Origin of the sequence: Qipengyuania intermedia, assembly GCF_019711615.1 — a bacterium.
GTDB classification, from domain to species: domain Bacteria; phylum Pseudomonadota; class Alphaproteobacteria; order Sphingomonadales; family Sphingomonadaceae; genus Qipengyuania; species Qipengyuania intermedia.
Genome location: NZ_JAIGNS010000002.1, coordinates 493,068 through 504,727, shown reverse-complemented (window position 1 = coordinate 504,727; position 11,660 = coordinate 493,068). Strand labels below are relative to the sequence as shown.

The following is an 11,660-nucleotide window of genomic DNA, read 5'->3' as shown; positions in this document are numbered from 1 at the left end:
CAAGCTTTGCCTTATCGACGGACAACGAATTTCTCCGGATTGGGATTACCTGATGAAAACCAAGTACCTCGCCGCATTGCTCGCTACGACCATCGCGGTTCCCGCTCACGCCGACGTTCTGATCGATAACGTCTCCGGCATCACGATGGACGCCGAGGGCAAGGTGAAGCGCTTCGAAGCGCTGGTGATCGACGACGATGGCCGCATTGCCCAAGTCATCGAACGCGGTGAAGACCGCCCGCGCACGGACTACCGCGAAGACGGAGAAGGCCGCGTCATGCTGCCCGGCATGATCGACGCGCATGCCCACGTCATGGGCGTCGGCTTCGGCGCGCTGACGCTGGATTTGTCGGATACCAATTCGCTCGAAGAAGCGCTGGACAAGATCCGCACCTTTGCCGCCGAAAACGAAGCGCGGCCCTGGATTCTCGGGCGCGGCTGGAACCAGGAGAAATGGGGTCTCGGCCGCTTCCCGACCGCAGCCGAACTCGACAGCGCAGTTGCGGACCGTCCCGTCTATCTCGAACGGGTCGATGGCCATGCCGGATGGGCCAACTCGCTTGCGATGCAGGCGGCCGGCATCACTGCTTCCAGCAAATCGCCGAGCGGCGGGAAGATAGAACTGCTCGCCGACAAGAAGACGCCCTCGGGCGTTTTCATCGATCTCGCCATGGACCTCGTGAACAAGGCGGTCCCCCCACCGCGCGCGGTGGAACGCGACCTTGCTCTGGCAGAGGCGCAGAAGGTCTTCCATCGCTACGGCATCACTGCGGTTGCCGACATGGGCACCACCATCGAAGACTGGCAATCCTTCCGCCGCGCCGGCGATGCCGGATCGCTCAATCTGCGCATCATGTCCTATGCCTTCGGCCCGGAACAGATGGTGCTGATCGGCGGACCGGGGCCATCGCAGTGGCTGTACGACGACAAGCTTCGCCTGAACGGCGTGAAGCTCTATCTCGACGGCGCGCTGGGTAGCCGCGGGGCGTGGCTCAAACGTCCCTATGCCGACGACCCGGGCAACTACGGCCTTCCGCTCCAGACCCCTGCCCAGCTGCGCAACAACCTTGTCCGCGCTGCACAGGGCGGGTTCCAGCCTGCCGTCCATGCCATCGGCACGGCGGCCAACGCGGAACTCCTCAACGCGATCGACGAGATTGCGGAAAGCTTCGACGGCGACCGGCGCTGGCGGGTCGAGCATGCCCAGATCGTTGATCCGGCAGACCTGCCCAAGCTTGCCGACAATGGCATCATCGCCTCGATGCAGCCGCTACACCAGACTTCCGACCGCCTGATGGCGGAAGCGCGGCTCGGCATGGACCGGCTGGACGGCGCCTATGCCTGGAATACCATCCTCGATCTGGGCGGCACGCTCGCCTTCGGGTCGGACGCGCCGGTCGAACCGGCCGACGCTTTTGCCGGTTATGCAGTCGCCATTACCCGCATGGACGCGAATGGGGAGCCTTTCGGCGGATGGCTGCCGAGCGAACGCGTAAACCGCGAACAGGCGCTTGCAGGCTTTACCTCGAAGGCGGCTTACGCGGGCTTTGCAGAGGGGCGCTTCGGACGCCTCTTGCCGGGTGAGAGAGCCGACTTCATCCTGGTCGACAACGACCCGTTGCTGGCAACTCCGGAAGAAATCCGCGCGACTAAGGTATTCGAGACCTGGGTCAATGGACGAAAGGTTTACGAAGCCGATTGATCGGCCGAAGCTTCGGGTTTCTCCGGCTCGGCCTTGGCTGCCCGCCTGTCGAACAGGCGCATCAGGACGAGCGAACCTTCGTAAAGCAGGATTAACGGGATCGCGAGCAGCAGCTGCGATCCCGGGTCCGGCGGCGTAATGATGGCCGCCAGCGCCACGACCAGCACGATGACGTACCGCCGCGCGCCCACCAACTGTTCGCGTGTCACGATCCCTGCGCGGTGCAATAGGAGCAGAAGCACGGGAAGCAGGAAGCTCATCCCGAAGGCGAGGATGAACTGCATCACGAGGCCGAGATATTCGTTGGCCGCCGGCAGCGCGTTGATGGCAAGTCCGCCCGCTTCCCCTTCGAAGCCGAGGAACCACTCGAACGCGGTCGGCATGACCACGTAATAGGCAAGGGCCGCGCCGCTCAGAAACAGGAACGGGGTCGCCAGCAGGAATGGCAGGAATGCCTTTTTCTCGCGCGCGTAAAGGCCGGGGGCGACGAAGGCCCAAAGCTGGTTCGCGATGTAGGGGAAGGCGATGCAGAAACCTGCGAAAAGGGCGACCTTCAGCTCCACGAAGAACACTTCGTAGAGCTTGGTGAAAATCAGTTGCCCCTGCCCTTCAGGAAAAGCAGATTTGAGCGGCTGGATCAGGAAGCCGAGGATCTGGTCGGCAAAGAACAGGCAAACGCCGAATGCCACCACCAGCGCCGCGACGCATCTCACGAGGCGCGAGCGCAGCTCCACCAGGTGATCGAGCAGCGGTGCCTGGCTTTCGTCGATATCCTTCATCTCGAACGCCATCTCAGTCGGCGTCCCTTACCGGCGGGGGCGGAGGCGGATCTCCCAGTGGAAGGCCAGGCTCGGCGTCGTCTGGGCCACCGTGCTCGGGCGCTTTCTTCGGCGCCGCACGCTTGATCGCAGCTTCCGCTGCGGCATCGGCGTCGGGCACTTCTTGCGCCGAGGCGAGCGGCTGCATCTCGGCACCGGGATGGATTTCAGGGCCGCCCCCTGCCGCTTCGGAGCCGGTCGGGTATTTCGCCATGATTTCGGCGTTACGATCGGCCCACTTCTTTTCCATGTCCTCGATCTCGGCCTGGCGGACCATCTCGTCGATCCCCGACCGGAAATGCGCGGACATGCGGCGCAGCTTGCCGATCCAGCGTCCGGCCGTGCGCATCGCGCGCGGCATTTCCTTCGGGCCAATGACGATGATCGCCACCACGACGATCAACAACAGTTCGGCGGCGCCGATATCGAACATGCGCGTGTGCGCCTTCTCGTGAGGTTACTTGGTGTCGGAGGGCGTGTTGACCTGGTCCTTGGTGAGGCCTTCGTCGGCGGGCTTCGCCTCGTGCTCGATCCGCTTGGAAGGAGCCGCATCCTCTTCGTTCATGCCCTGCTTGAAGCTTTTGATGCCTTTGCCGAAATCGCCCATCATCTCCGAAATCCGGCCGCGCCCAAACAGGACGAGGATGACGATGGCGATGATGATAAGCTGCCAGGGGCCGAGCGACATGAGAATACCTTTTCAATAGTGTTGATACGGATATAGGCGCTCCGTGGGCGATACGCCAGTCAGGCAACGTCTTCCGCCTCTTCCCGATCATCCCCGCTGTCGGTCAGCGCTTCGAAGGCATCGTCGACCGGGTCGAGCAGGCCGGTCGCCTTCAATTCCGCGATTCCAGGCAGGTCGCGGCGGCTGGTAAGACCGAAATGGTCGAGGAATTCGGGGGTGGTGGAGTAGATCGTCGGCCTGCCGGGTACTTCGCGGCGGCCTGCGATCTTTACCCAGCCCGCCTCCATCAGCACATCCAGCGTACCGCCGGAAGTCTGCACGCCGCGGATCGATTCGATCTCCGCGCGGCTGACCGGTTCGTGATAGGCGATGATCGCCAGCACTTCGGTAGCCGCACGACTGAGCCTGCGGACCTGTTCTTTTTCCTTGCGCAGCAGGTGCGCGAGATCGGGAGCGGTTTCGAAGTGCCAGCGCTTGCCCCGCTCCACCAGGTGGACGCCGCGCTCGCTATACATATCGGCCAGCGACTTCAGGCCGTCGCGCACATCGGAATTGGCCGCATCGCCGAGGAACCCGGCAAGAGCCTCCACCGTCATCGGCTCTTCTGCAGCAAACAATGCCGCCTCGATCGCGCGCTCCAGATCGGTCACGTGACCCGCCTCAGGCGCAAGGGTCCGAACGTGTCTTCCTGCGCGATCTCCGCCTTGCCCAATCGCGCCAGTTCAAGCGCGGCGACGAAGCTGGACGCCAGCGCAGAACGCCGCAAACGTGGTTCTGCATGTGGCGGCAGGAAGTCGCGGATTTCCATCCATTCAAGCGTCACGCCGAGCATGTTCGACACGCGCTCGAGCGCGGAATCGAGCGTCATGACCGGTCGCTCGCGGACCATGTGGACGGCGGGTGCGGTGCGCGCTTTGACGCGGCCATAGGCCTCGATCAGGGCGAACTGGTCGCATTTCCACTTGGTCTTGCGGACGATGTCGAGACCCTCGGGCGCGCCGCGAAGGAACACGTCGCGGCCGATCCGGTCGCCGCCCATCAGGCGTGCAGCGGCATCGCGCATCGCGCCGAGGCGTTGGAGCCGCAATTGCAGGCGCAGCGCCAGTTCCTCGGGGCTCGGGTCTTCCTGCTCTTCCTTGGGAAGCAGCATCGCCGACTTCAGGTAGGCCAGCCAGGCCGCCATCACGAGATAGTCGGCGGCAAGCTCCAGCTTCAGCGCCTCTGCCGTCTCGATGTAGTCGAGATATTGCTCCACCAGCGCGAGGATCGATATTTCCCGCAGGTCGACCTTCTGGCGGCGCGCAAGGTCGAGAAGGAGGTCTAGTGGCCCCTCCCACCCGTCGAGTTCGAGATAGAGCGCGCCTTCATCGACCGGCGCTTCCGCTGCGATCCCGTCCCATTCTTCCTGTTCGGGGGCGGTTTCGGAAAACAGCAGGCCGTCGCTCATGCAGCGGCCTCCGCAATGGCAAGCAGGGCGTCGCGCTTGGCGAGGAGTTCTTCCGTATCGGCGCATTCACCAGGTTCGCCCATCATTGCGTGGACCCGGTTCAGGCGGCTGGCGGTTTCGTCAGACATGGCGCCGAGGCGCTCGGCAATGGCGACTTGGTCGTCCATTTTCGCCCAGCAGTTGAGGACGATGTCGCACCCTGCAGCGAGGGCCTTCTCGCTGCGGTCGGGAATGCTTCCCTCGAGCGCCTGCATGTCGATATCGTCGGTCAGCAGGAGACCGTCGAAGCCGATGCGGCCGCGAATGACCTCGTCGATCACGGTGGGAGACAAGGTAGCGGGCCGTTCCTCGTCCCAGGCGGTAAAGACGATATGCGCGCTCATGCCCAGCGGGTGTGCGGCCAGCGTACGGAATGGTTCGATGTCCGTTTCCAGTTCCGCGTCGCTCGCCTCCACGCGCGGAAGCGTCTTGTGGCTGTCCACGGTTGCGCGGCCGTGACCCGGCATGTGCTTCAGGCAGCCGACCACACCCGCATGGCTCATCCCGTCGAGGACGGCCCGCCCCAATGCGGCAACCTGCATGGGGTCGCTGCCCAGCGAACGATCGCCGATCACATCATCGGTCTCGGGACGGCGTACGTCGAAAGGCGCGTGATAATCGACACTTACGCCGACCAACGCCAGTTCGCGGGCCATCGCCTCGGCATTCACCCGCGCCGCCTCGATCGCGCTGGCAGGAGCGATTTCGAACAAGCGCGCAAACGCCTCTCCCGCCGGGTATTTCGGCCATTCCGGCGGCTTCATGCGCACGACCCGACCGCCTTCCTGGTCGATCGATACGATCAGTCGGTCACGCCCGTGAATGCTGCGCAAATCATCTGTAAGTGCCCGCATTTGCTCGCGATTTTCGCAGTTGCGGGCGAACAGGATATAGCCTGCCGGATCGGCGTCCTTGAAAAAGGCGCGTTCGTCGGCCGTCAGTTCGGGGCCGGAAATGCCGAAGATTGCGGGCAACATAGGCGTAAAAATGCGCTTCTTCCCGCCGAGTGGCAAGCGACTTGGAGGCAGGAAGTGTGGAAATAGCGCCGCTTGGGCGGCTTATTTCACAAAACAGGGCAATCCGTCGGTTTTCAGTGCATTGCACAGGCGATTGGCCGATGCGCGGTCACCTGCGACTGCCTGCAGCCTGTAGACCGTGCCGATATCGACCTTCGCCTCTACAATCCTGTGGCGTACGCCGTTGAGCGCTTCGGTCTGCCGCATCAGCCTGGCCCAGGCATCCTGCGCGTCGGTGCGCGTCGGAAAGGCGCCCACCTGCACCGCAACGCCGGATAGGGCCGGCTCGGCAGATGTAGAGGAAGTAGCCGTTGGCGTAGCATCATCGTCGTTTAGCGTAGTCGCGATGGAGGGGCCGCTTGCAGACGTTGCTGGATTGTCGGCCAGGCGGCCTTCGCGTGTCTGGCCTTCACCGACTGCGAAGCTGGTATCGCCGGTTCCGGCATAGGTCTTGCCGCCGGGATTTTCCGGGCGGGTCTTATAGGGTTCGTCCGGCGCGGCGATCAGGCTGCCATCGGCCGGCGGCTCGTCCGCATGGCTGCCGAGGAAGTACCACGCCCCGCCTAGGAACGAGCCGACCAAGAGGATCGCCAGCACGCCGAGCAGCACGATGCGCGAGGTGGCAAAGCCGGTGTCACCGTCGTCCTCGTCATCGGCTTCGAGCCAGGGCAACCGCTCGTCGTCTTCGAGCAGTTCGAGGTTCTCGCCCTCTTCCCAGTCTTCGTCCCGGCCGTATTCCCCGCCCGCCATGCTCACATCTCCTCGACCGCTTCGACCCCCAGTATCCCGAGGCCATTGCGGATCACCTGTCCGACCTGCGCTGCCACGAACAGGCGCGCCCCGGTCAGTTCGGCATCACCTTCCTGGATAATCCGCTTTGCCGGATCGTCGTTACCCGCATTCCAGTAGCTGTGGAAGGCGGCGGCAAGATCGCCGAGGAAGAAGGCGATACGATGCGGTTCGCGAGCGCGGGCCGCGGCCTCTACGATACGTGGGAATTGCGCGGCTTCGCGGACCAGCGCGAATTCACCTTCGCCCAGCCGGTCGAGATGGGCATCGCTCGGCTCGACACCCGCCTTGCGCAGGGTCGAGCGGATACGGGCGTGCGCATATTGGAGGTAAAAGACGGGATTGTCCTTGGAGGCTTCGACCACCTTGGCAAAGTCGAATTCCATCTGCGCTTCGGGCTTCCGGGTAAGCATGGTGAAGCGCACCACGTCCTTGCCGACTTCCTCGACCATGTCGGCGATGGTGATGAAATTGCCCGAGCGCTTGGACATCTTCACCGGTTCGCCGTCGCGCATCAGATTGACCATCTGCACCAGCTTGACGTCGAAGGGCACATCGCGGTCGGCACCCTGCGTGAGCGCGGCCACGGCGGCCTTGATCCGTTTCACCGTACCGGCGTGATCCGCACCCCAGATGTCGATCAGGGCATCGGCCTTCTCGGCCTTCTGGAAGTGGTATGCGAGATCGGCCCCGAAATAGGTCCATGAACCGTCCGACTTCTTGATCGGGCGATCCTGGTCGTCGCCGAACTGGGTCGAGCGGAACAGCGGCAATTCCACTGGCTCCCAGTCTTCGGGCGGTGCCTTGCCCTTAGGCGCTTCGAGCACACCGTCATAGACATAGCCGTGTTCGCGCAGCCACTTCTCGGCCTCTTCGGGTTTACCCGCTGCCTGCAATTCGGCTTCGGAGGCGAAGATATCGTGGTTGATGCCCAGGAGCGCCAAGTCGGCGCGGATCATGTCCATCATCGCCGCGACTGCCTTCTTCTTGAAAAGCTGCAACCACTCGGCTTCGGGAGCTGAGGCGTATGTATCGCCGAATTCGGCGGCCAGTGCCTTGCCGACCGGCTTCAGATAGTCGCCGGGGTAGAGGCCTTCCGGAATGTCGCCGATGTCTTCGCCCAGCGCCTCCCGATAACGCAGGTGCGCCGAGCGGGCGAGCGTGTCGACCTGGCCGCCGGCATCGTTGACGTAATATTCGCGCGTGACGCCGTGACCGGAAAATTCCAGCAATCCGGCCAGCGCATCGCCGACAACGGCGCCGCGGCAATGGCCCATGTGCATGGGTCCTGTCGGATTGGCCGAGACATATTCCACATTGACCGTGCGCCCGCCGCCCATGGCCGAGCGTCCGTAATCCGGACCGAGGGCTGCAATCGCTTCGAGCTCGCGCAGCCACGCGGTGTCGGCAAGGCGCATATTGATGAAGCCCGGGCCGGCAATACTCGCCTCGGTAATGTCGGGCTCGCGGCCGAGATGCTCGACAATGAGTTCCGCCAGCGCGCGCGGATTGGTCTTGGCCTGCTTGGCCAGCACCATGGCAGCATTGGTCGACAGATCGCCGTGCGAGGGATCGCGCGGCGGTTCGACCGTCACGTTTGCACGGCTAGCGCCCGCGGGAAGGTGCCCTTCCATCTCTAGCGCATTGAGAACGGCGTCGATTTTCGCCGCGAACGAGGCGTGGAGTGTCTGCATGTCAGCCATGTCGGCGCGCCTAAACGAATCAGGCGAAATGGCAAGATGCGAGGGCGTTGCCGCCCCCGGATCGCGCGCCCCTGTACGCGGCGATCAGCGGGTGGCGTTATAGCCCAACTGTTCCTGCGTCAGCTGGAAGCCGACCAGCAGTTCGAAAGTCGCGCGCTGGACTGCGGCCCGCACTTCGGGATCCGCCAGCGGGTCGAGCGCCGCATCGGGATCGCCCGCACGGCGCTTGCGCGTAATGCGCTCGCGAATGTCGGCCGGCAGCGTCGCTTCCGCGCGATTGACGAAGGCAGCCGCCTTGCCACTCGCGCTGGCGCGTTCCTGGCCGTCCGCGAAGGTCAGCGTGACCGTGCCGACACGCTTGGAAATGACGGCGCTGCCACCGCGCAGGACGGTCGAGAAATAGGGCAGCTCGACCGTGCGGGCGCCACGCACATCGGTGCGGCGGGCGACGACATCGAAGCTGGCTTCGGAATAGACCTGTTCGCCCTGTTCGTTACACGTCGAGGTGAGGTTCGTTATCGCCGCCGTCACGTCCATATCGGCAAGCGTGCGCGAATTGGCGTTGCGGAACGTCGTCACGTCGCCCGTGTAATCGGGAATGCCCACTGCCGGACATGCCGTCCTGACCGCCGTAATGCCGACCGCATTGCCGGCCACGACCAATTGCCCGTCGCTCTTGCATCCGGCGAGTGCGAGACCCATTCCAAGAGCAGTCAGGAGGCGAAAGCGGTTCATCATGTCGGCGGCATTCCTCATGTGTTCGTATTCAATGACCCTGCCGGGGCGTGCGTGCCCTAGCTTGGCGCGATGCAAAGCGCTAGAGGGACGCGCATGAACGCCCCCTTTCCATCCACCGCTTCGGGTAACGACCCGCGTCTCCCGCTCCAATTGCTGATCGCCGCACCGCGCGGTTTCTGCGCCGGAGTCGACCGTGCCATCGAAATCGTGGAGCGCGCGCTCCAGAAATACGGAGAGCCGGTCTACGTGCGTCACGAGATCGTCCATAATCGCTATGTCGTGGACAGTCTGAAGGCCAAAGGCGCGATTTTCGTCGAAGAGCTGGACGAAGTGCCGGACGACGCGCCCGTTGTGTTTTCCGCCCATGGTGTGCCGAAATCGGTCCCGGCAGAGGCCGAGCGCCGCAACTTGATGTACGTCGATGCCACCTGCCCGTTGGTCAGCAAGGTTCACCGCCAGGCGGAACGGCAGATCGAAAAAGGCCAGCACATCCTCTTCATCGGCCACGAGGGTCATCCCGAAGTGATCGGGACCATGGGCCAGGTGCCGGAGGGCCAGATTACGCTAGTGGAAACCGTCGAAGACGTGGCCAACCTGCCTTTCACGCAGGAAGACGACCTGTCTTTCCTCACCCAGACCACCCTGTCGGTCGACGACACGCGCGAGATCGTGGAGGCTCTGGAGGCCAGATATCCGCAGATCGTCGCACCGAAGGCAGAGGATATCTGTTACGCCACCAGCAACAGGCAGGCCGCGGTCAAGGATATCGCCGGCGGGTGCGACCTCGTTCTGGTCATCGGTGCGCCCAACTCGTCCAATTCGCTGCGGCTCGTCGAGGTCGCGCAGCGCATGGGGACCGATGCGCGCCTGATCCAGCGCGCTTCCGAGATCGAGCCCGAATGGCTGGAAGGCGTCGGCACGCTGGGCCTTACCGCAGGTGCATCGGCGCCGGAGAAACTGGTCCGTGAAGTGGTGGACCGGCTTTCAGACTGGCGCGTCGTGACCGAAGAAATCATCACGACCACCGAAGAGAACATGATCTTCAAGCTGCCCCGCCAGCTGATGGATTAACCGGGCCGATAGCTTGGCCGTTTACACCCATCTCGGTGCCGAAGACCTGGCGGAACTGATCGCGCATTACGATGTGGGCGAACTGGTGTCGGCCAAGGGCATCGCGGAAGGCGTCTCGAATTCGAACTGGCTGATCGAGACGACCGACGGGCGCTACATCCTCACCATGTACGAACGGCGGATCGATGCGGGCGAACTGCCTTTCTTCCTCGGCCTGCTGGATCACTTGGCGGAGCGTAACTGCCCGGTCCCGGCGACGATCCACGACCGGTCGGGTGCGGCCTTTCGCACGATCGACGGCAAGGCGGTTGCGCTGATCGAATTCCTGCCCGGCGTTTCCCCGAACCAGCCGACGGCAGCGCAGGCGCGGGCTGTCGGAAAGGCGCTGGCGGAATTGCATGTGGCTGCGCAGGACTATGCTCTCTCGCGGGAAAACGACCTTGCGCCGCAGGGCACACTCGCCATGCTTGAAGCGCTTGATCGAGATGCGCTGGCCGGGATCGACCCTGCCCTTCCCGCTACGGTCGACAGGGGCCGCGACGTCGTTGCTGCATGGCCGGACGACCTGCCCTCCTCGATCATCCATTCCGACCTGTTCCCGGACAACGTCCTGATGCTGGGCGATGCGGTATCGGGAATGATCGACTTCTATTTCGCGTGCCATGGCGCGATGGCGTACGACCTTGCCGTGACCCACGCTGCATGGTCGTTCGATGGTTCAGGGCGCCACTACGATCCGGCGATCGGGCACGCGCTGGTCGAAGGGTATTGCTCGGTCCGTCCACTCGGCGATGACGAGCGCGCGGCCATGGCGCTACTCGCCCAGGCCGCCTGCCTGCGCTTCGTCGCCAGCCGCGCGGAGGACTGGATCGAAACGCCTGCAGACGCGCTGGTTATCCGCAAGGATCCGATGGATTTCGTGCGCCGGTGGGATTTCTACGCCGAAAACGGTACCGCGCTCTTCGCCTGAGGCGCTTTGCACGCTAGGGCCGCGCCGATGAAACAGATCGAACTCTTCACCGATGGATCGTGCAAGGGCAATCCCGGCCCCGGCGGCTGGGCGGCCCTGCTGCGCATGGGGCGGCACGAGAAGGAATTGTCCGGCAGCGATCCGGAAACAACCAACAATCGCATGGAAATGACCGCCGTGATCCGCGGCCTGTCGGCGCTGATCGAGCCGTGCCAGGTCGATATCTATACCGACAGCAAATACGTGATCGACGGGATCACCAAGTGGGTACACGGCTGGAAGAAGCGCGGCTGGATCAATGCCAGCAAGAAGCCCGTCAAGAATGCGGAGCTATGGCACGACCTCATAGAGGCGGTAGCCCGGCACCAGATCGAATGGCACTGGGTGAAGGGCCATTCGGGTCACCCGGAAAACGAGCGGGTAGATGCCCTCGCCAACCAGGCTGCGGATCGCGCGCTCGTCGGCGAGGGCTGAATATCAGGAATTGTCGACGGTTTCCGCGCCGGGGCCGTTCTTCTGGATCGAAGCGATGGCGTTTTTGGCGCTTTCCTTCGAGCTGTAGCCTTCGGTCGAGAACATCACTTCCGAATTGTACTTGAACCGCACGCGGTATTCGCCGGCCTTGTCCTTATAGATTTCGAAATGATGTCCCATCGGTCTTCTCTCCCTTTGCGGATTG

General features: G+C 63.5%; 14 protein-coding genes. 4 read left to right on the top strand and 10 right to left on the bottom strand.

Features of this window, described 5'->3' with window-relative positions; translation table 11 throughout:
• Positions 1-52 precede the first annotated feature (52 nt).
• Positions 53-1,702, top strand: a complete 1,650-nt coding sequence (locus K3179_RS08770; RefSeq protein ID WP_221564086.1) for an amidohydrolase — start codon at positions 53-55, stop codon at positions 1,700-1,702.
• Here K3179_RS08770 and tatC read toward each other — a convergent pair.
• The 9 genes from tatC to K3179_RS08725 form a co-directional block, all read right to left on the bottom strand.
• Positions 1,687-2,493 (bottom strand): twin-arginine translocase subunit TatC, encoded by an 807-nt coding sequence (gene tatC / locus K3179_RS08765; RefSeq protein WP_221564084.1) that lies wholly within the window; start codon positions 2,491-2,493, stop codon positions 1,687-1,689. The genes K3179_RS08770 and tatC overlap by 16 nt on opposite strands.
• A 1-nt stretch (position 2,494) precedes the next feature.
• The gene (gene tatB, locus K3179_RS08760) at positions 2,495-2,953 is read right to left on the bottom strand and encodes a Sec-independent protein translocase protein TatB (protein WP_221564082.1); all 459 of its coding nucleotides are present in this window, start codon (positions 2,951-2,953) and stop codon (positions 2,495-2,497) included.
• 24 nt (positions 2,954-2,977) lie between these two features.
• The gene (gene tatA / locus K3179_RS08755; RefSeq protein ID WP_100259471.1) at positions 2,978-3,208 is read right to left on the bottom strand and encodes a twin-arginine translocase TatA/TatE family subunit; all 231 of its coding nucleotides are present in this window, start codon (positions 3,206-3,208) and stop codon (positions 2,978-2,980) included.
• A gap of 59 nt (positions 3,209-3,267) precedes the next feature.
• Positions 3,268-3,858, bottom strand: coding sequence for an SMC-Scp complex subunit ScpB (gene scpB, locus K3179_RS08750; protein ID WP_221564080.1), 591 nt, complete (start codon positions 3,856-3,858; stop codon positions 3,268-3,270).
• Entirely contained in the window at positions 3,855-4,655 is an 801-nt protein-coding gene (locus K3179_RS08745) for a segregation and condensation protein A (RefSeq protein WP_221564078.1), read from the bottom strand. The genes scpB and K3179_RS08745 overlap by 4 nt, the downstream gene beginning before the upstream one ends.
• Positions 4,652-5,671, bottom strand: coding sequence for a beta-N-acetylhexosaminidase (gene nagZ / locus K3179_RS08740; protein WP_221564076.1), 1,020 nt, complete (start codon positions 5,669-5,671; stop codon positions 4,652-4,654). The genes K3179_RS08745 and nagZ overlap by 4 nt, the downstream gene beginning before the upstream one ends.
• Positions 5,672-5,752: 81 nt before the next feature.
• Positions 5,753-6,460, bottom strand: a complete 708-nt coding sequence (locus K3179_RS08735) for an SPOR domain-containing protein (protein ID WP_221564074.1) — start codon at positions 6,458-6,460, stop codon at positions 5,753-5,755.
• 2 nt (positions 6,461-6,462) lie between these two features.
• Complete coding sequence (gene argS / locus K3179_RS08730; RefSeq protein WP_221564063.1) at positions 6,463-8,202, bottom strand: arginine--tRNA ligase; 1,740 nt, start codon at positions 8,200-8,202, stop codon at positions 6,463-6,465.
• An 84-nt stretch (positions 8,203-8,286) separates the two neighbouring features.
• Positions 8,287-8,940 carry a hypothetical protein gene (locus tag K3179_RS08725; protein WP_221565495.1) on the bottom strand — a complete coding sequence of 218 codons (654 nt, stop codon included), beginning with the start codon at positions 8,938-8,940 and terminating at the stop codon, positions 8,287-8,289.
• Positions 8,941-9,033: 93 nt separating this feature from the next.
• Here K3179_RS08725 and ispH point away from each other — a divergent pair, with 93 nt between their 5' ends.
• From ispH to rnhA, 3 genes are read left to right on the top strand one after another with little or no spacing between them, the layout of a single operon-like run.
• A complete protein-coding gene (gene ispH, locus K3179_RS08720) occupies positions 9,034-10,011 on the top strand; it encodes a 4-hydroxy-3-methylbut-2-enyl diphosphate reductase (RefSeq protein ID WP_221564061.1) in 978 nt (325 codons plus the stop codon).
• 13 nt (positions 10,012-10,024) lie between these two features.
• Positions 10,025-10,981 carry a homoserine kinase gene (thrB, locus tag K3179_RS08715; protein ID WP_221564060.1) on the top strand — a complete coding sequence of 319 codons (957 nt, stop codon included), beginning with the start codon at positions 10,025-10,027 and terminating at the stop codon, positions 10,979-10,981.
• Between the two features lie 27 nt (positions 10,982-11,008).
• Complete coding sequence (rnhA, locus tag K3179_RS08710) at positions 11,009-11,455, top strand: ribonuclease HI (protein WP_221564058.1); 447 nt, start codon at positions 11,009-11,011, stop codon at positions 11,453-11,455.
• Positions 11,456-11,458: 3 nt separating this feature from the next.
• Here the strand turns inward: rnhA and K3179_RS08705 are convergent, their stop codons facing one another.
• A complete protein-coding gene (locus K3179_RS08705; protein ID WP_221564056.1) occupies positions 11,459-11,635 on the bottom strand; it encodes a YegP family protein in 177 nt (58 codons plus the stop codon).
• Positions 11,636-11,660: the final 25 nt, after the last annotated feature.

What these genes read in the sequence shown, in the direction of transcription:
- K3179_RS08770 (WP_221564086.1), top strand. Translation starts at nt 53, where the DNA reads ATGAAAACCAAGTACCTCGCCGCATTGCTCGCTACGACCATCGCGGTT.
- tatC (WP_221564084.1), bottom strand. Translation starts at nt 2,493, where the DNA reads ATGGCGTTCGAGATGAAGGATATCGACGAAAGCCAGGCACCGCTGCTC.
- tatB (WP_221564082.1), bottom strand. Translation starts at nt 2,953, where the DNA reads ATGTTCGATATCGGCGCCGCCGAACTGTTGTTGATCGTCGTGGTGGCG.
- tatA (WP_100259471.1), bottom strand. Translation starts at nt 3,208, where the DNA reads ATGTCGCTCGGCCCCTGGCAGCTTATCATCATCGCCATCGTCATCCTC.
- K3179_RS08745 (WP_221564078.1), bottom strand. Translation starts at nt 4,655, where the DNA reads ATGAGCGACGGCCTGCTGTTTTCCGAAACCGCCCCCGAACAGGAAGAA.
- nagZ (WP_221564076.1), bottom strand. Translation starts at nt 5,671, where the DNA reads ATGTTGCCCGCAATCTTCGGCATTTCCGGCCCCGAACTGACGGCCGAC.
- K3179_RS08735 (WP_221564074.1), bottom strand. Translation starts at nt 6,460, where the DNA reads ATGGCGGGCGGGGAATACGGCCGGGACGAAGACTGGGAAGAGGGCGAG.
- argS (WP_221564063.1), bottom strand. Translation starts at nt 8,202, where the DNA reads ATGGCTGACATGCAGACACTCCACGCCTCGTTCGCGGCGAAAATCGAC.
- K3179_RS08725 (WP_221565495.1), bottom strand. Translation starts at nt 8,940, where the DNA reads ATGATGAACCGCTTTCGCCTCCTGACTGCTCTTGGAATGGGTCTCGCA.
- ispH (WP_221564061.1), top strand. Translation starts at nt 9,034, where the DNA reads ATGAACGCCCCCTTTCCATCCACCGCTTCGGGTAACGACCCGCGTCTC.
- rnhA (WP_221564058.1), top strand. Translation starts at nt 11,009, where the DNA reads ATGAAACAGATCGAACTCTTCACCGATGGATCGTGCAAGGGCAATCCC.
- K3179_RS08705 (WP_221564056.1), bottom strand. Translation starts at nt 11,635, where the DNA reads ATGGGACATCATTTCGAAATCTATAAGGACAAGGCCGGCGAATACCGC.